At 34.0% G+C, this 16,387-nt stretch carries 17 protein-coding genes and 18 tRNA genes; 30 read left to right on the top strand and 5 right to left on the bottom strand.

Annotation, left to right across the window (positions count from 1 at the left end; all coding sequences use genetic code 11):
- Positions 1–46 precede the first annotated feature (46 nt).
- From LL038_RS22410 to dhaM, 22 genes are all read left to right on the top strand, one after another.
- A tRNA-Pro gene (locus tag LL038_RS22410) sits at positions 47–122 on the top strand.
- Positions 123–135: 13 nt separating this feature from the next.
- Positions 136–209 (top strand) — tRNA-Gly (locus LL038_RS22415).
- Positions 210–214: 5 nt separating this feature from the next.
- Positions 215–291: transfer RNA gene (locus LL038_RS22420), tRNA-Arg, on the top strand.
- Between the two features lie 4 nt (positions 292–295).
- Positions 296–371 (top strand) — tRNA-His (locus LL038_RS22425).
- A gap of 8 nt (positions 372–379) precedes the next feature.
- A tRNA-Gln gene (locus LL038_RS22430) sits at positions 380–454 on the top strand.
- A gap of 4 nt (positions 455–458) precedes the next feature.
- A tRNA-Lys gene (locus LL038_RS22435) sits at positions 459–534 on the top strand.
- Positions 535–549: 15 nt separating this feature from the next.
- Positions 550–634: transfer RNA gene (locus LL038_RS22440), tRNA-Leu, on the top strand.
- Between the two features lie 38 nt (positions 635–672).
- Positions 673–747, top strand: a tRNA-Gly gene (locus tag LL038_RS22445).
- A gap of 102 nt (positions 748–849) precedes the next feature.
- Positions 850–925 (top strand) — tRNA-Lys (locus tag LL038_RS22450).
- A gap of 12 nt (positions 926–937) precedes the next feature.
- Positions 938–1,013: transfer RNA gene (locus tag LL038_RS22455), tRNA-Pro, on the top strand.
- Between the two features lie 13 nt (positions 1,014–1,026).
- A tRNA-Gly gene (locus tag LL038_RS22460) sits at positions 1,027–1,100 on the top strand.
- A 14-nt stretch (positions 1,101–1,114) separates the two neighbouring features.
- Positions 1,115–1,191, top strand: a tRNA-Arg gene (locus LL038_RS22465).
- 4 nt (positions 1,192–1,195) lie between these two features.
- Positions 1,196–1,271 (top strand) — tRNA-His (locus tag LL038_RS22470).
- Between the two features lie 32 nt (positions 1,272–1,303).
- Positions 1,304–1,379 (top strand) — tRNA-Lys (locus LL038_RS22475).
- 15 nt (positions 1,380–1,394) lie between these two features.
- Positions 1,395–1,479: transfer RNA gene (locus tag LL038_RS22480), tRNA-Leu, on the top strand.
- Between the two features lie 41 nt (positions 1,480–1,520).
- A tRNA-Gly gene (locus tag LL038_RS22485) sits at positions 1,521–1,595 on the top strand.
- Positions 1,596–1,601: 6 nt separating this feature from the next.
- A tRNA-Gly gene (locus LL038_RS22490) sits at positions 1,602–1,675 on the top strand.
- Between the two features lie 52 nt (positions 1,676–1,727).
- Positions 1,728–1,804, top strand: a tRNA-Arg gene (locus LL038_RS22495).
- A gap of 387 nt (positions 1,805–2,191) precedes the next feature.
- The gene (locus LL038_RS22500; protein WP_216120910.1) at positions 2,192–2,692 is read left to right on the top strand and encodes a hypothetical protein; all 501 of its coding nucleotides are present in this window, start codon (positions 2,192–2,194) and stop codon (positions 2,690–2,692) included.
- A 180-nt stretch (positions 2,693–2,872) separates the two neighbouring features.
- Positions 2,873–3,871: a dihydroxyacetone kinase subunit DhaK gene (gene dhaK, locus LL038_RS22505; RefSeq protein WP_216120912.1), complete on the top strand. Its 999-nt coding sequence runs from the start codon at positions 2,873–2,875 to the stop codon at positions 3,869–3,871.
- A 62-nt stretch (positions 3,872–3,933) separates the two neighbouring features.
- Positions 3,934–4,584 (top strand): dihydroxyacetone kinase subunit DhaL, encoded by a 651-nt coding sequence (gene dhaL, locus LL038_RS22510; RefSeq protein ID WP_216120914.1) that lies wholly within the window; start codon positions 3,934–3,936, stop codon positions 4,582–4,584.
- Between the two features lie 3 nt (positions 4,585–4,587).
- The gene (dhaM, locus tag LL038_RS22515) at positions 4,588–4,977 is read left to right on the top strand and encodes a dihydroxyacetone kinase phosphoryl donor subunit DhaM (RefSeq protein ID WP_216120917.1); all 390 of its coding nucleotides are present in this window, start codon (positions 4,588–4,590) and stop codon (positions 4,975–4,977) included.
- Between the two features lie 55 nt (positions 4,978–5,032).
- Here the strand turns inward: dhaM and LL038_RS22520 are convergent, their stop codons facing one another.
- A complete protein-coding gene (locus tag LL038_RS22520; RefSeq protein WP_268055938.1) occupies positions 5,033–5,215 on the bottom strand; it encodes a hypothetical protein in 183 nt (60 codons plus the stop codon).
- A 475-nt stretch (positions 5,216–5,690) separates the two neighbouring features.
- On the opposite strand from LL038_RS22520, the gene pyrB reads away from it, so the two are divergent.
- From pyrB to pyrE, 7 genes are all read left to right on the top strand, one after another.
- Positions 5,691–6,617 (top strand): aspartate carbamoyltransferase, encoded by a 927-nt coding sequence (gene pyrB, locus LL038_RS22525; RefSeq protein ID WP_216120921.1) that lies wholly within the window; start codon positions 5,691–5,693, stop codon positions 6,615–6,617.
- The gene (locus LL038_RS22530; protein WP_071614337.1) at positions 6,617–7,051 is read left to right on the top strand and encodes an aspartate carbamoyltransferase regulatory subunit; all 435 of its coding nucleotides are present in this window, start codon (positions 6,617–6,619) and stop codon (positions 7,049–7,051) included. Before pyrB ends, LL038_RS22530 begins: the two co-directional genes overlap by 1 nt.
- Before the next feature lie 65 nt (positions 7,052–7,116).
- Positions 7,117–8,334 carry a dihydroorotase gene (locus LL038_RS22535; RefSeq protein WP_216120923.1) on the top strand — a complete coding sequence of 406 codons (1,218 nt, stop codon included), beginning with the start codon at positions 7,117–7,119 and terminating at the stop codon, positions 8,332–8,334.
- A gap of 22 nt (positions 8,335–8,356) precedes the next feature.
- A complete protein-coding gene (pyrF, locus tag LL038_RS22540) occupies positions 8,357–9,223 on the top strand; it encodes an orotidine-5'-phosphate decarboxylase (protein ID WP_216120925.1) in 867 nt (288 codons plus the stop codon).
- Between the two features lie 34 nt (positions 9,224–9,257).
- Positions 9,258–9,992: a dihydroorotate dehydrogenase electron transfer subunit gene (locus LL038_RS22545; protein WP_216120927.1), complete on the top strand. Its 735-nt coding sequence runs from the start codon at positions 9,258–9,260 to the stop codon at positions 9,990–9,992.
- Positions 9,985–10,881: a dihydroorotate dehydrogenase gene (locus LL038_RS22550; RefSeq protein ID WP_216120929.1), complete on the top strand. Its 897-nt coding sequence runs from the start codon at positions 9,985–9,987 to the stop codon at positions 10,879–10,881. Before LL038_RS22545 ends, LL038_RS22550 begins: the two co-directional genes overlap by 8 nt.
- 41 nt (positions 10,882–10,922) lie before the next feature.
- Positions 10,923–11,489 (top strand): orotate phosphoribosyltransferase, encoded by a 567-nt coding sequence (gene pyrE / locus LL038_RS22555; RefSeq protein ID WP_216120931.1) that lies wholly within the window; start codon positions 10,923–10,925, stop codon positions 11,487–11,489.
- 373 nt (positions 11,490–11,862) lie between these two features.
- On the opposite strand, the gene LL038_RS22560 is transcribed toward pyrE, so the two are convergent.
- On the bottom strand, positions 11,863–12,249 hold the full coding sequence (locus LL038_RS22560; RefSeq protein WP_216120933.1) for a hypothetical protein: 387 nt from the start codon (positions 12,247–12,249) through the stop codon (positions 11,863–11,865).
- A 404-nt stretch (positions 12,250–12,653) separates the two neighbouring features.
- On the opposite strand from LL038_RS22560, the gene LL038_RS22565 reads away from it, so the two are divergent.
- A complete protein-coding gene (locus LL038_RS22565) occupies positions 12,654–13,559 on the top strand; it encodes a pentapeptide repeat-containing protein (RefSeq protein ID WP_216120935.1) in 906 nt (301 codons plus the stop codon).
- A gap of 60 nt (positions 13,560–13,619) precedes the next feature.
- Here the strand turns inward: LL038_RS22565 and LL038_RS22570 are convergent, their stop codons facing one another.
- The 3 genes from LL038_RS22570 to LL038_RS22580 all read right to left on the bottom strand — a co-directional run bounded on the left by LL038_RS22570 (position 13,620) and on the right by LL038_RS22580 (position 16,242).
- On the bottom strand, positions 13,620–14,525 hold the full coding sequence (locus LL038_RS22570; protein WP_216120937.1) for an AEC family transporter: 906 nt from the start codon (positions 14,523–14,525) through the stop codon (positions 13,620–13,622).
- 97 nt (positions 14,526–14,622) lie between these two features.
- Entirely contained in the window at positions 14,623–15,396 is a 774-nt protein-coding gene (locus tag LL038_RS22575) for an SDR family oxidoreductase (RefSeq protein ID WP_216120939.1), read from the bottom strand.
- 36 nt (positions 15,397–15,432) lie between these two features.
- Entirely contained in the window at positions 15,433–16,242 is an 810-nt protein-coding gene (locus LL038_RS22580; protein ID WP_216120941.1) for a nitroreductase family protein, read from the bottom strand.
- Positions 16,243–16,387 lie beyond the last annotated feature (145 nt).

Genomic DNA, 16,387 nt, shown 5'->3' on the forward strand with positions numbered 1-16,387 from the left:
AGTTAATTTAGAACATTAAATGATTTTATGGATGTTTAATGAATATCGGGGTGTAGCGCAGCTGGGAGCGCGCGTGGTTTGGGACCATGAGGTCGCAGGTTCAATCCCTGTCACCCCGACCATTTAAATTAATAAGCGGGTATAACTCAATGGTAGAGTGTTAGCCTTCCAAGCTAATTACGAGGGTTCGATTCCCTCTACCCGCTCCAAATATGCGTCTTTAGCTCAGTTGGATAGAGCAACGCCCTTCTAAGGCGTGGGCCGGGGGTTCGAATCCCTTAAGACGCACCATATGGTGGACGTAGTTCAGTTGGTAGAGCGCCAGTTTGTGGTACTGGTTGTCGTGGGTTCGAGTCCCATCGTCCACCCCATTTACAATTGGGATATCGCCAAGCGGTAAGGCACCACACTTTGACTGTGGCATTCGTAGGTTCAAATCCTGCTATCCCAGCCATTATGGTTTACTAGCTCAGTTGGTAGAGCACATGACTTTTAATCATGGTGTCCGGAGTTCGATTCTCCGGTAAGCCACCAAAATAGTAATAATATGCAGGTGTGGCGGAATTGGCAGACGCACTAGACTTAGGATCTAGCGCCTTCGGGTGTATGGGTTCAACTCCCTTCACCTGCACCATTACTATTTGAAATTAAATTAATATTTAAATCATACATGCGGGGGTGGCTCAGTGGTAGAGCGTCACCTTGCCAAGGTGAACGTCGCGAGTTCGAATCTCGTCTCCCGCTCCAAGTATGTTATTACATATTAAAGTTCCAGGTATGTTTAGCTCAGTTGGATAGAGTAATGTTTTAGGCATAAAGGATTAAATTCTTTAAGATTCACCAAAATATGTGTCATTAGCTCAGTTGGTAGAGCACCTGACTCTTAATCAGGGTGTCCGGGGTTCAAGACCCCGATGGCGCACCATTTAAATTTTGCCGGGGTGTAGCGCAGCTGGGAGCGCGCGTGGTTTGGGACCATGAGGTCGCAGGTTCAATCCCTGTCACCCCGACCATTTAAATTAACAAGCGGGTATAACTCAATGGTAGAGTGTTAGCCTTCCAAGCTAATTACGAGGGTTCGATTCCCTCTACCCGCTCCATTTTTACTTAATATGCGTCTTTAGCTCAGTTGGATAGAGCAACGCCCTTCTAAGGCGTGGGCCGGGGGTTCGAATCCCTTAAGACGCACCATATGGTGGACGTAGTTCAGTTGGTAGAGCGCCAGTTTGTGGTACTGGTTGTCGTGGGTTCGAGTCCCATCGTCCACCCCATTTTCAAATTTATGTTTGCTATAAATTAATATGGTTTACTAGCTCAGTTGGTAGAGCACATGACTTTTAATCATGGTGTCCGGAGTTCGATTCTCCGGTAAGCCACCAAAATAGTAATAATATGCAGGTGTGGCGGAATTGGCAGACGCACTAGACTTAGGATCTAGCGCCTTCGGGTGTATGGGTTCAACTCCCTTCACCTGCACCATTACTATTTATAAGGCAAGTCATTATTTAGAAATTATACATGCGGAAGTAGCTCAGTGGTAGAGTGCCACCTTGCCAAGGTGGACGTCGCGAGTTCGAATCTCGTCTTCCGCTCCAAAATACGCGGGTATAACTCAGTGGTAGAGTGTTAGCCTTCCAAGCTAATTATGAGGGTTCGATTCCCTCTACCCGCTCCAAAAAAAGTCTTTAGTATTTATACTAAGGACTTTTTAAAAATTAATTTATTATGCGCCCATAGCTCAGATGGATAGAGTTGCAGACTTCGAATCTGAAGGTCGTGGGTTCGACTCCCTCTGGGCGCACCATAAACGATGATATAGCAAGCTTTACAGAAATGTAGAACTTGCTATTTTTTGTACTTCTTCATATCAAATTGATTGCAATTTACATAGAATAAAAAACAATACTGCACTTAGGGGGAACCCAGTGCAGTATTGTTTTAATCAGTTTATTAAGTTTCAAATCAAATAATAGGTTGGTCTAATTAGATTATAGACAATTTATCAGATTCTAATCACTTAATATATTAAATAGTAAAATATAAATAATCTTAAGATATATAAAACCACATAAAGTTTACATATTTATTTGATTATTTTGCAATAATTAACTGTTATTATAAATATATAGAAACCTATTAAATATTTTATTGTGAATGCAAAAAATAATAAACTAAAATGGATGGTGCAAAAATGAAAAATGCTAAAAAAATAACTTCAATATTAATAGCTTCTTCTATAACTATGGCAATGTTTGTTGGATGTGGTTCAAAAACAACAGCATCAACAACGGCAGCAACTACAACAACTGCAGTAACGACAACTACAGAAACAACAAAACCTGATACATCGACAATGAAAACAACGTACACAACTGTTCTTAAAGCGTTAGTCACAGATAAAACAATAACACAATCTCAGTCTGACAAGGTTCTTGCTGTAGTCGCAAAAGCTAGGCCAAGTGGCGAAAAACCAAGTGGGACAGCTAAAGAGGGTAGCGAGAAATCAACTGGTAGTGCACCTGCAAATGGTGAAAAACCAAGTGGTACGAAACCAACAGAAGGATCAAATTCTAAAAATAATCAATTAGCATCATTAGTTACTAGCAAAGTGATCACGCAAGTGCAAGCTAATACGATAAATACAAAGCTTCAGGCAGCCAGGAAGAGTATGCATGGTACTAAGACAAATTAGAATTTATAAACATAATTATAAAATGTTAAGGCGACGATAATATAAAATTATTGTTACCTTAGTATTTTTGGGAAATATTCAAACTTTAGAATAAATAGTCTGAATATTTGGAGGAATGCTCGCTCATTTGTAGAAGATATAAGGTATGATTAACTTTATAACGAATGGAGGAGAATATAAATGAAAAAATTAATTAATAACCCAGAATCTGTTGTTGAAGAGATGTTAGAAGGTATGGTAATGGCACATCCAAATTATATTAAAAAACTTGAAAATGTGGATGTAATTGTTAGAAAAGATTCACCGATATCCGGGAAAGTTGCTTTGGTTAGCGGAGGGGGAAGTGGTCATGAACCAGCACATGCAGGTTATGTAGGAAAAGGAATGCTAAATGCAGCGGTTTTAGGGCCAGTATTTACGTCACCTGCCCCAGATCCAATATATGAAGCTATAAAAGCAGTTAATGGAGGAGTAGGAGTTCTTTTAGTTGTTAAAAACTATACAGGAGATGTAATGAATTTTGAAATGGCAAGTGAAATGGCGCAAATGGATGGTATAAAAGTTGAAAGTGTCGTTGTTAATGACGATGTAGCAGTTGAGAATAGTCTTTTTACAGCAGGAAGACGTGGGGTAGCTGGAACTGTATTTGTACATAAAATAGCTGGTGCAAAAGCAGAAACAGGAGCAAATTTAGAAGATGTTAAGTTGGTAGCACAAAAAGTAATTGATAATGTACGAAGTATGGGAATTGCATTAACACCTTGCATAGTCCCTGCGCTTGGAAAACCTAACTTTACTTTAGCTGAGGATGAAATCGAAATTGGTATTGGTATTCATGGAGAGCCAGGCACTCATAGACAAACAATTAAACCTGTTGATGAACTAGTAGATCATATGTTAGGTAAAATATTAACTGATATGACACTCACGGGCGGAGATGAAGTTGCTATTATGGTCAATGGACTCGCATCTACTCCACTAATGGAGTTGTACATTGTCAATAGAAAAGTTCATAAGATATTAGAAGAAAAGGGGATAAAAGTTTATAAAACTTTTGTTGGTGAGTTTATGACTTCTCTTGAAATGACAGGATGTTCTGTTACGCTTTTAAAACTAGATGATGAATTAAAAATTCTATTAGATGCATCGGCAGATACAGCAGCATTAAAAGTGTTATAGTAAGATAACAAATTAAGATATGTAAAATGAAAACGCTTAAATATAAGGAGGGATGTGAAAAAATGAGCATTACAGGATTACAAGTAATATTAATTTTAAATAAAATTGCAGAAGTACTTGAAAAAAACAAGATTTATTTAAGCGAGTTAGATGCAGCTATAGGTGATGGGGATCATGGAATAAACATGAATAAAGGGTTTAATGCAGTTGTAACAAAATTAAAGGATGATGATGGACTTGATATCGGAGTTATTCTTAAGAAAACTGGCATGGCACTAATATCGAATGTTGGAGGAGCAGCAGGACCATTATATGGCACAGCATTTATGAAAGCAGCGGCTGCTATTAATGGTAAAGCGGATATTGATGTTAAAGATTATATTGAGATACTCGAAGCTGCCCTTGGTGGAGTTATGATGCGTGGAAAAGCTCAAAGGGGAGAAAAAACAATGATTGATGCTATAGCACCAGCGATTGTTGCTATGAAAGAAGCAGAAGACGCAGGTAAAAACCCACTAGAGGTCCTAAAAGCTTCAAAAGATGCTGCGATGCAAGGAGTGGAATATACAAAAACTATAATTGCTACTAAAGGAAGAGCTAGTTATCTTGGCGAAAGAAGTATTGGTCATCAAGATGCAGGTGCAACATCTAGTTATTTAATATTAAATACTGTTTATGAAGAAGTAAAAAACATAAATGAAAGTAAGGTGTAATATATGGTAGGAATTGTGATAGTTTCACATAGTAGCAAGGTAGCTGAAGGGGTAAAAGAATTAGCACTTCAAATGGCAAATAATGTACCTATCGCATCAGCTGGAGGGACTAGCGATAATGAACTTGGAACGGATTTAGAAAGGATCATTTTAGCAATAAAACAAGTATACTCAGAGGACGGCGTTGTTATATTATTTGACCTTGGTAGTGCATGCATGAATGCTCAAATGGCGATTGAATCTTTGACAGATGAAATGCAAAGTAATGTGAAGATTTTAGACGTTGCACTAGTTGAAGGAGCAATTACCATAGCCGTGGACAGTAGCATTGGTAAAAGCTTACCCCAGATTGAAGAAGCCGTTAAGAAATTATGTCTTCATAAAATGTCATAAATATTATACGATAAACACTTATGTAATGAAGACATTATCACCAAATAGGATAGGTTCATGGGTCTATTGGAGTGGCTCCGCTTTGTTTCTTTAGTCTTAATAAGATATCAACTTTCATTCTAGCAGCTAATAACTGCATTATTGCAATGGCAACAAACTCAGGAGCTGCATATTTAAAATTCTGTTCAGCTTGTTGTAATTCTGTAATAGATTGAGTAACTCCAATATCCATAGTCATATCTCCCTAATTATAGATTATTTATACTGCATAAATGTATCAAAACATGCTCAATCGGTTAAAATATATTTTTAATTATGCTTATTTGTTTTGGCTTGTCTATATCTGAATTGTTCTTAATTAGATTGTATGTGTGAATGGTATGTTTTAGAACATTGTGTTCAAATAGTTGGTGACTAGATGTAATAATATAAATTATATGCTAGACACAAAAGTTAATGCACCTGCATTGCAAATTATATTGACAAAGACTAAATTATATAGTAATATAAAACAAAAGCATAGATAAAAAATTACCTTTAATTTGGTCCGAGAGATCGAGAAGGAAGTAGATATTTAAAGTGTTATTACTACGCCTTCTCACAATAGAGATGGCGTTTTTTGTTTATAAAAAAATCATAAAATAAACACAATATTAAGAGTGCTACTGTACCTTTAAATTTAGTCCGAGAGACTGAGAAGGAGAGGATATAATATGTTAAAAGGAAGAAATTTGATTGACCCAATGGATTTATCACTACTAGAACTAGAGGAGATTTTTGATTATGCAGATGAAATAATTAAAAATCCTAAGGATTATGCTCATATATGTGATGGAAAAATTTTGGCAACATTGTTTTATGAACCAAGCACACGTACAAGATTAAGTTTTGAAGCAGCAATGTTAAGACTTGGAGGCGAGGTGTTAGGTTTCTCTGAGGCACAATCTAGTTCAGCATCAAAGGGAGAAAGTGTAGCTGATACTATACGAACTGTAGAGTGTTATGCTGATATTGCAGCAATAAGACATCCTAAAGAAGGCGCAGCTAAGGTTGCAGCTATGAATTCTCAAATGCCAGTAATAAATGCAGGTGATGGTGGTCATCAACATCCAACTCAAACATTAACAGATCTTTTAACCATAAGAAATATTAAAGGAACATTATCAAACTTAACAATAGGAATTTGTGGTGATTTAAAGTTTGGTAGAACAGTTCATTCATTAATAAAAGCCATGTCAAGATACGAAAATATTAAGTTTATACTAATAGCACCAAATGAATTAAAAATTCCTAAATATATTAAAGAAGAAGTACTTGAGAAAAATAACATAGAGTTTGAAGAGGTTGAAAAATTAGAAGAGGTAATCGGAGATCTTGATATATTGTATATGACTAGAGTTCAAAAAGAAAGATTCTTTAATGAGGAAGATTATATAAGGCTTAAAGATATTTATATATTAAACAAAGAAAAAATGGTAAAAGCTAAGAAAGATATGATAATACTTCACCCACTTCCTAGAGTTAATGAAATAGCTGTTGAATTAGATACTGATCCAAGGGCATGTTACTTTAGACAAGCAAAGTATGGTATGTATGTAAGAATGGCACTTATTGCTAAACTTTTGGGGGATGATAAATAATGGTAAGTATAAATAGTATAAAAAGAGGAATAGTAATAGATCATATTAAAGCTGGTGTAGGACTTAAAATATTCAACTATTTAGGTTTGGATAAAGCTGAGTTTACTGTGGCACTTATTATGAATGCGCCTAGTGGTAAGCTTGGGAGAAAAGATATAATTAAAATAGAAAATGAGATTGATATAGATTATACAGTTTTAGGATTTATAGATCCTAACATAACAATAGATATAATAACTGGAGAAAAAATTGAAAGTAAAATTAAATTAAAATTACCTGACAATGTTGAAAATATAATAAAATGCATTAATCCAAGATGTATTACATCTACAGAGCAAGAAATTCAACATAGCTTTTATCTATCGAATAGAGAAAAAGGCGAATACAGATGTATGTACTGCGATGAGATTAATAACCCAAATAATATATCATAATAAACACGTAATTTGAATTAAAAGGTATGTAGAATTTTAATAAAGCGTGAAAGGATGATAAACTAATGGAATTATTAATAAAAAATGCAAGGGTAGTTGATTCATCACAAGATTCTATTTTCGATGTGTATATAAATAAAGGGATAATATATGAAATAGGAAAGAATATAGAAAAAGACTGTGAGGTACTAGATGGAGAGGGATATGTTTTATCACCCTCTTTTATAGATCTTCACAGTCATTTTAGAGAACCTGGATATACGTATAAAGAAGACTTGTTATCAGGAAGTAGGGCAGCAGTTCGTGGTGGTTATACTGCAATAAATTTAATGGCAAATACAAAACCAGTATGTAGCTCAATGGACGTAATAGATAAGGTCCTTGAAAAAGCGAGCGAAATAAATCTTGTTGATATTCACCAATGTGCATCAATTACAGAGGATTTACTTGGAAAATCTATAGATCATTTATATCAGCTAACACCGAAAGTGAGATTTATATCCGATGATGGTAAGGGCGTTTCTAACAGTCGTGTAATGCTTGAGGCGATGGTTGCAGCTAAAGAGAAGAATTTAACAATAATATCTCATGCTGAAAATGAAGAATTAGTAGATATTGATACGAGGCTCGCAGAGAATATGATGAGTTGGAGAGATATAGCTCTTTCAAAATTTACAGGTTGCAAGCTTCACTTAGCCCATGTTAGTACGAAAGAAGCTATGAAGGATGTTATAGATGGTAAAAAACAGGGGGCACGAGTTACCTGCGAGGTTACACCACATCATGTAGCACTAACCGAGGAAACAAAGTATAGAGTAAATCCACCTATGAGGAAAATGGAGGATGTAAATTTTATAATTAAGGCGATGCAAGATGGCTTTGTGGATGTTATAGCAACGGACCATGCACCACACAGCGTCCAAGATAAAATAAATGGAGCACCTGGTATATCAGGGCTAGAAACCTCCTTTCCGGTATGTTACACTAAACTGGTAGAAGAAGGCCATATTACTATAAATAAACTTTCTGAGTTGATGTCAAAAAACCCAGCTAAAATTATGATGTTAAATAAGGGCGAAATTAAAATTGGATTTGATGGAGACTTGGTTCTCTTAGATATTAAATCTAAGTACAATATTGATTGCTCACAATTTTTATCAAAAGGACATAATTCTCCTTTTGATGGTAAGAGTGTAGTAGGCAAAGTTATGTGTACTATTAAAGCTGGAAGAATAATTTACAAAGCTAAAACAGACAAGAACGAAGAATGGATAAGCAAATAAAATAGCAAAGGTGGAATAATGATTGATTATAGATAGATTATTTGAAAGCGTAGAAAAAAAAGGTAATGTATGTGTAGGGCTTGATACTGATTTGGAGTATTTACCAGTAGAGTTTAGAAATAAATTTATGCATGATGAGCACGCATTATATAGATTTAATCAAATGATAATTGATGCTACATATGACATAGCCGCGTGTTATAAGGTACAAATAGCATATTATGAAGCACTTGGCTTAAATGGTTTAAAAGTATATAAAGACACTTTAACATATATAAAAAGCAAAGGATGTTTAGCAATTGCAGACATTAAAAGAGGGGACATTGCTAAAACTGCTCAAATGTATGCTAAAGCCCATTTTGAAGGAGACTTTGAAAGTGATTTTATAACTGTTAATCCATATATGGGTATGGATAGTATTGAGCCGTATCTTCCTTATGTAAAAAACAATGAAAAAGGATTATTTTCTCTAGTAAGAACATCGAATAAAGGTGCAGAAGATATAGAATATATAGAGAATAAAGAAAATAAAAAAGTTTATGATATAGTAGGTGAAAAATTATTAAAAATCGGTAGTGAATTTATGGGAGAATGTGGTTATAGCTCTGTAGGTGGAGTTGTTGGATGTACTCATATAGATGAAGGCTTAAAGATGAGGAAAGATCTTGAAAAAATGTTTTTCTTGATACCTGGTTATGGAGCACAAGGTGGAGCAGCAAATGATGTTGCTATTTATTTAAAAAATGGAAATGGCGGAGTTGTGAATGCATCTAGAAGTATATTGCTTGCGTATAAGAAAGTTGAAAATGGTGGAAGTCATTTTGAACAGTGTGCTAGGGCAGAAGCTATAAAAATGAGAGATGCTATAAGAAAAGCAGCTAATAAATAATATATGATTTTTATTAAGCACTGGAGGGGTTTATTTGAAATACTCAGTCGAGAAGACATATGAGAATGTTTTAATAAGTGAGGGTGTGTATAAGCTTTCTATAAAAGGTAAATTTAATGTAAAGCCAGGACAATTTTTTATGTTAAAGACGGGTCAACTTGAACCACTATTGCCAAGACCTATAAGTGTATATGACGTAGATGATGAGAAAATAAGTTTTTTATATCAAATAGTAGGGCAAGGAACAAAACATTTTAGTAAACTTAAAGAGAATGACGAGCTTCAGATAATGGGACCACTCGGAAATGGATTTGAGGTAGATAAGATTAAAGGGAAAATTGCTGTTGTATCTGGTGGAATTGGTATAGCACCACTTGTTTATTTGATCAAAAAACTTACCGGTTGTGAAATAGATTTGTATTCTGGGTTTAAAACTGTGGATTATTCTGTGGATTCTGTGGAAAAATATGTAAATAAAATCAACTTATCCACAGAAAGCGGTAAAATTGGTCATAAAGGATACATAACGGACATACTAAATCCAAAAGATTATAGAACAGTTATTTGTTGTGGACCAGAAATTATGATGAGAAAAGTTATAACTATGTGTAATGATGCGAAGGTACCGGTATATGTGTCTATGGAAAATCATATGGCCTGTGGAATAGGTGCATGTCTTGTTTGCACTTGTAAAACAAAGGGTGGGAATAAGAGAACATGTAAGGATGGCCCAGTATTTAACGGAGAGGATTTGATTTTTAATGACTAAGGTAGAATTATGTGGAGTAGTTTTAAAAAATCCTGTTATAGCTGCATCTGGAACTTTTGGATTTGGTGAAGAATATAAAGATTATTACGATGTAGGAAGACTTGGTGGTATATCTGGCAAGGGTCTTACTCTTAATGGGAAACAAGGTAATGATGGAATAAGGATTTATGAATCACGTGGTGGAATGTTAAATAGTGTAGGGCTTCAAAACCCAGGTATTGAAAAGTTTATAACTAAAGAACTTCCATTGATGCTTAAGTGCAACACAGCTATAATCGCAAATGTTGGTGGTAGTAGCGTTGAGGAATATATGGCTGCAATAGAAAGATTAAACAACGAGGCCGTAGACATAATTGAGTTAAACATATCTTGCCCTAATGTATTGTGTGGTGGTATGGCTTTTGGAATTAAATCAAAGGTAGCATATGACGTGGTACGCCAGGTGAAAAGTATATGTAAGAAACCTCTTATGGTTAAGTTATCACCAAATGCTGAGGATATAGTAGATATGGCATATAAATGCTGCGAAGCTGGAGCGGATGCATTATCTTTAGTGAATACTTTTAAAGGTATGGCCGTAGATATACATAAACGACGCGCAATATTTAATAACATATATGCAGGGGTATCGGGACCAGCAATAAAACCAATGGCGCTTAGAATGGTGCATGAAGTATGCAAAGCCGTAGACGTTCCAGTTGTGGGAATGGGTGGTATATCCACATTCGAAGATGCTATAGAATTTATAATGGTCGGGGCAGAGGCAGTTGGAGTTGGAACTGCTAATTTTGTAAAACCTGATGTTTGTATAGATATAATAGAGGGAATTGAAAAGTATATGATAAAAGAAGGTATCAAAGATTTAAGTGAAATTAGAGGAATTATTTAAGAAAACTTAGAAGCCATGTACTTAAAATAGGAGGAGATTATATGAATATAAATGTTTTAGATATATTAAAAGAATCAGGAGCACTACTAGAGGGACATTTTCTGTTATCATCAGGAAGACACAGTAATAGATATTGCCAATGTGCAAAACTTCTTCAATATCCAGATAAATCTGCAAAAGTACTTAGCATAGTAACACAGAAGATTAAAGATATACCTTTTGATATAGTAGTAGGACCTGCAATGGGTGGAATAATAGTAGCTTATGAAGTAGGTAGACAAACTGGGAAACCTGCTATATTTACTGAAAGAGTAGACGGAAAGATGGAATTACGCCGTGGATTTGAAATTACTAAAGGTCAGAAAGTTTTAATTACAGAGGATGTAGTGACTACCGGTAAATCTTCTTTAGAAACAATAGAAGTTTTAAAAGGGCTTGGAGCAGAAGTAGTTGGTATATGTTGTATAGTAGATAGAGGAAGTAGCAATATTGATTATCCTATATACAGCGCTATAAAGCTTGGTATAGAAAGTTATGATCCAGCAAATTGCCCGCTTTGCAAAAGTGGATCACCATACATAAAACCTGGAAGCCGCAACATAAAATAAGGTATCCATTTTCTTCACCAATGCTATAACGAGAAGTATATATTGCTTAAATGCTTTCGCTTTGCTAAGTAATTCTAAAATTTGATTTATTAATATCTGCTAAAAAATGCAAACTCGCTTCGCTCAAACATGCATTTTTCTTTACGCAGCTACAAATAAATTAAATTAAGAATTACTAAACTCGCTCAAATGCATTTTGCGCAATATATACTTTTGTTAGCATTAGCTAAGAAAAAGATGATTAGTCCTAGGAAGGGCAGAAAGTATCTTTCGAATAATAAGTGATTAGTTCACTGAAATGGGGAGAGTATCTTTCAAAAAATATGTGAAGGTAAGCTTCAAGTGGAGGCTTACCTTATTAAAATTATTAATACTATAGCTCCTCAGGAGATGATTTAATAAAGTATCGCTTCGCTGAAAATATAAGTGTTAGTCCTAAAATGGAAGATATACAGCCTTGATTATAAGATGATGGTCCGGTAAGTTTTAATAAATAAATAATAGATAATATTAGAAAAAACATATTGTAGGTTATCATCATCCAATAACTCCATTTTTTAAGCCTCAATAATCCATAAGATATTGTTAATAGAATTAAAAAGAGTAAGGCTTTAATTGCAACATTAAAAAAAGTAGGTGTTTCAGTAACAATTCCAAATTGTTTAGTAAACTTTGGGAATGAGGATATTATCAATAAAAAAACATTTAAAAAATTTAAATCAACAATATAAGTTACTAATACAGGCCTTTTTTCTTTCATACATATCACTCCTTTTAATTTATAAGCCACGATTTAATGATCGGATTATGTAGGAATTTATCCGTGTATATTAAATTTATAATTTTAAAAATTTTCTATTTATATATCTAATAATTTTATTGGCATGGAGAGTATTTTTTAATTATAACATATTTGGATTTAAATGGTCATATAAGTAATAGCTTGTAAATTACGCATATTAGGTATTTAATATCTGCTTGTTTCAAGAGGTACATAAGTATACGCTTGTTACATTCGAAATAATAAATAATTGATATTTTTAATGTCCTTGATGATATACAATAGAATTATATGAGTGTTTTAAAAAGTTGAATAATATATTGCCTATGTTATACTTAATAAGTTAAATTTATTAAAGTTTTACAAATATGAGGTGAATAAATATGATATATCCATATAAAAATAAGTATGATCAAGAATTATCTGGAAATAACAAAGAATTTGTATCTTCTATTGACACAAGTATCGATAATCTGAGAGTTGACTGTAAAAAATGTTTTGGATTGTGCTGCGTTGCATTGTACTTTTCGGCGTCTGAAGGTTTTCCAATCAACAAAGATGCTGGTAGGCCTTGCATAAACCTACAATCGGACTTTAATTGCTCTGTTCACAAAAATTTAAGTGATAAGGGTCTTAAAGGTTGCACTGCGTATGATTGTTTTGGTGCAGGTCAAAAGGTAGCTCAAGTTACATATAGTGGACACGATTGGAGGCTGGTTCCGGAATCTGCAAAACAAATGTTTGAGGTGTTTCTAATAATGAGGCAACTTCATGAAATGTTATGGTATCTGACAGAGGCAAGCATATTACAAGTGGCTCATTCTGTAAAAGATAAGCTCAATTCTATAATAAATGAGACTATACGTCTCACTCATCTAAGTCCGGATTCTCTTATAAAACTGGATGTAGAATCACACAGGGACAATGTTAATGTTCTACTTTTTAAAACTAGCGAACTTGTTCGGTCTAAAGCATGTAGGGGACAGAAGAACCCTTCAAAGTATCAGAAAACAAAGGCTGGAGGGGCAGATCTTATTGGTTCAGACCTTAGAAAAAATAATCTAAGGGGTGCAAACTTAAGAGGAGCATGTCTTATTGCAGCAAATCTTAGAGAAGTCGATCTGAGTGGAGCTGATCTTATAGGAGCTGATTTAAGAGATACTGATATAAGCGGAGCTAATCTTACAGACAGTATTTTTCTAACTCAATCCCAGATCAACACAGCTAAGGGGGATTCGAATACAAAGTTACCAATATTACTAACTCGCCCAACGCATTGGTTAAAATAATTAACTATGTAACGTGCTAATTTCACTCATGACAAAGTATAACACCTAATTGTATTAATATTATGAAAACAATAATATTAATACAGTTATTATAATAACTGAAAAAATTATAGATATTGAATTAATACATGCAGATAACTCTGTATTCCCTCCTAGTTTTTGTGTATAAACAGTTGCTAGACTTGTAATTGGTGAAAATAATAAAATAACAATTGTTTGTCGCATCTCTAAAGAAATTGGAGCCATAAAGAAAATAAACAATGCTAATAATCCACAAATACTATAACGTACCATAATATGCTTCCATATTAGAGAGATAATTTTCTTATTAAAATGTACTTCAATGGCTATTCCAATCATAAGCATAGATAAAAATGTATTTGCTGATCCTATGGTTTGTGCAAATATGATTAAGTTTGATGGAATGAGTATATTACATATAGATAATACTATCATAAACATGTAAGTACACACGGGTACTGAGGATACCACTTTCTTAAATACAATTTTATAATCAAATTTGTTCGATGGATCCTGTATTGCTGAAGCAAATCCATATGTCATGCCTAAACACATAATGGAATTTCCTGCATCAAACATACAAGTTGCAAGTACACTGGTCGAAGAAAAAACACCGCTTACAAATGGTAAAGTAAAGTTGCCGATATTAAATCCTGATAAGTTTAGCATAGAAAAGCTTTTATCTGTTTTGTTTTTTCTCATAAAATATCCCGCTATCACTAGAAAAATATTAAAACCAAATCCAATGATAATAATAAACAGCATTTCAAGACTTAGTTTTGTTCCATTTAAATTTGCAATAATTGCACATGGCAATGTTAATTTTAAAACAATACTGGAAATCACTTCAAAATCTTGCTTTTTTAATATGTTTATCTTCTTAAATATATATCCAGTTAGTATAATTGCCATCAAGGTTATTGCTTTTGCTATTATAATATTCATTTTTATCAACCTTTCCTCTTATCAATAAAACATAATGAAAAGACATTATATACGCTTACATTAAGGCATACAATGTCTTTTCATTTTGCTATTTATATTACTTTCCTAGATATCCTCCATCTACTGGAATAATTGCACCTGTGATATAAGAAGATGCTTCACTAGAAAGAAATACAGATAATCCTTTAAGATCCTCTGCTTGCCCCCAACGATGTTTTGGAATTCTTCCGGTAATCTCTTCATATTGTTTTGGATTTTTTTCTTTCATATCTGCCGTTAATTTTGTTACCATATATCCTGGGGCAATTGCATTTACATTTACTCCTTTTGATGACCATTCATTGGAAAGTGCTTTAGTTAATTGTGCAACGCCACCTTTACTTGCTGCATACGCAGGTATCATTTCACTCCCGAAAAATGAGGTCATAGAAGCGATATTAATAATTCTTCCTGAACTTTGTTTTAACATTGTTTTTCCAGCTAATTGACACATAATAAATACAGAACGAAGATTAATACTCATAACCTCATCCCATTCCTCGATGGGGAAATCTTCTGCTCTGTGTCTTCTTTGAATACCGGCTGCAGTTACTAGAATATCCAAATTACCATCCAGTGCTGCCAAGCAATCATCAAATGCTCGATAATTATCTTGTGTGTTTCTTAAATCTGCTTTTATACCATGGCATTTATAACCTTGTTCAACAAAAGCAGCTGCTGTAGACATTGTTTTATCAGAAGAACCAATAATTGCCACTTCACAACCAGCTTCTAATAATCCTTCTGCCATTCCATAACCAAGACCTTTAGTACCACCAGTTACAATAGCTTTTTTTCCTTTTAAACTAAACTTTTCTAAAAAATCTTCCATTTTATCTCCTTTATAATTCATTTACAAATTCCAATATTAGATATTGGATTCATAAAAAGTAACTTGCAATGGATTTCTATCTACTAACCTTGCATAACTATATTTTGGGTATCCAACCATAACGGCACCTGTTATTTTTTTGCTTTTGGGAATATTTAGCAATTCAAGCATGGGCGAATTATCTTTAAGTGCAATCTTTTCAAATACTCCAGCCCAGCAAGAACCCAATCCAAGTGTTGGGGCATATAGTTCCATATATGCTAATGAAAAAATAGAATTTTCTCTTCCTCGTGGGAAATCTACGTCAGCGGTTGCTAGAACAAGACAAGGTGCCCCTCTCAAAATAGCATCAATTCCTTCATTACGAAAAGATTTAATATAACTATCATATATCTCACTGAATAATTTATCATGTTCGAATTCCTCAGCAATAAGTTCAACAGCTTTATCAAGTATATTTCTATCATCTATGATCATATAAGATATACCTTGTAGATTATGTCCAGTAGGAGCGAAATGTGCGATATTAACCAGATCCGTTAATTTTTCTCTTGGAACAGGAGTTTCTTTATAAGATCGAATTGCACGTCTTGAACGAAGAAAGTTTTCTGCTTCTTCAGGACTTAATTTTGGGAATTCTTTTGCACTTTTTTGATTGACTAATGGCGATTTTACATTATTAATAGCTTTTTTAGGACAAACAGCTACACAATGTCCACAGGCAATACATTTTTCGGAAATAGCTTCTGGACCATTTTTCCCAATTATTAATATCTGCTCAGGACATTCATTTGCACAAATTCCGCATTTGATACATTTCTCTTGATCTACAGTTATTAAATTCATTTTCTTATTCCTCCTAATAATATCCTTCTGAAGTCGTCAATGCATCTTCTTCGAAGCTGTTGCAGCGACCCAGGAGATAATTTAACTTTTTATTTAAACTAATAAGGTAGTTTAAATAAAAACTGAACGTGTTCTATAATTATAT

It is taken from the genome of Clostridium estertheticum (genome assembly GCF_026650985.1).
In the GTDB taxonomy this organism is placed as follows: Bacteria; Bacillota; Clostridia; order Clostridiales; family Clostridiaceae; genus Clostridium_AD; species Clostridium_AD estertheticum_C.

What these genes read in the sequence shown, in the direction of transcription:
- LL038_RS22500 (WP_216120910.1), top strand. Translation starts at nt 2,192, where the DNA reads ATGAAAAATGCTAAAAAAATAACTTCAATATTAATAGCTTCTTCTATA.
- dhaK (WP_216120912.1), top strand. Translation starts at nt 2,873, where the DNA reads ATGAAAAAATTAATTAATAACCCAGAATCTGTTGTTGAAGAGATGTTA.
- dhaL (WP_216120914.1), top strand. Translation starts at nt 3,934, where the DNA reads ATGAGCATTACAGGATTACAAGTAATATTAATTTTAAATAAAATTGCA.
- dhaM (WP_216120917.1), top strand. Translation starts at nt 4,588, where the DNA reads ATGGTAGGAATTGTGATAGTTTCACATAGTAGCAAGGTAGCTGAAGGG.
- LL038_RS22520 (WP_268055938.1), bottom strand. Translation starts at nt 5,215, where the DNA reads ATGACTATGGATATTGGAGTTACTCAATCTATTACAGAATTACAACAA.
- pyrB (WP_216120921.1), top strand. Translation starts at nt 5,691, where the DNA reads ATGTTAAAAGGAAGAAATTTGATTGACCCAATGGATTTATCACTACTA.
- LL038_RS22530 (WP_071614337.1), top strand. Translation starts at nt 6,617, where the DNA reads ATGGTAAGTATAAATAGTATAAAAAGAGGAATAGTAATAGATCATATT.
- LL038_RS22535 (WP_216120923.1), top strand. Translation starts at nt 7,117, where the DNA reads ATGGAATTATTAATAAAAAATGCAAGGGTAGTTGATTCATCACAAGAT.
- LL038_RS22550 (WP_216120929.1), top strand. Translation starts at nt 9,985, where the DNA reads ATGACTAAGGTAGAATTATGTGGAGTAGTTTTAAAAAATCCTGTTATA.
- pyrE (WP_216120931.1), top strand. Translation starts at nt 10,923, where the DNA reads ATGAATATAAATGTTTTAGATATATTAAAAGAATCAGGAGCACTACTA.
- LL038_RS22560 (WP_216120933.1), bottom strand. Translation starts at nt 12,249, where the DNA reads ATGAAAGAAAAAAGGCCTGTATTAGTAACTTATATTGTTGATTTAAAT.
- LL038_RS22565 (WP_216120935.1), top strand. Translation starts at nt 12,654, where the DNA reads ATGATATATCCATATAAAAATAAGTATGATCAAGAATTATCTGGAAAT.
- LL038_RS22570 (WP_216120937.1), bottom strand. Translation starts at nt 14,525, where the DNA reads ATGAATATTATAATAGCAAAAGCAATAACCTTGATGGCAATTATACTA.
- LL038_RS22575 (WP_216120939.1), bottom strand. Translation starts at nt 15,396, where the DNA reads ATGGAAGATTTTTTAGAAAAGTTTAGTTTAAAAGGAAAAAAAGCTATT.
- LL038_RS22580 (WP_216120941.1), bottom strand. Translation starts at nt 16,242, where the DNA reads ATGAATTTAATAACTGTAGATCAAGAGAAATGTATCAAATGCGGAATT.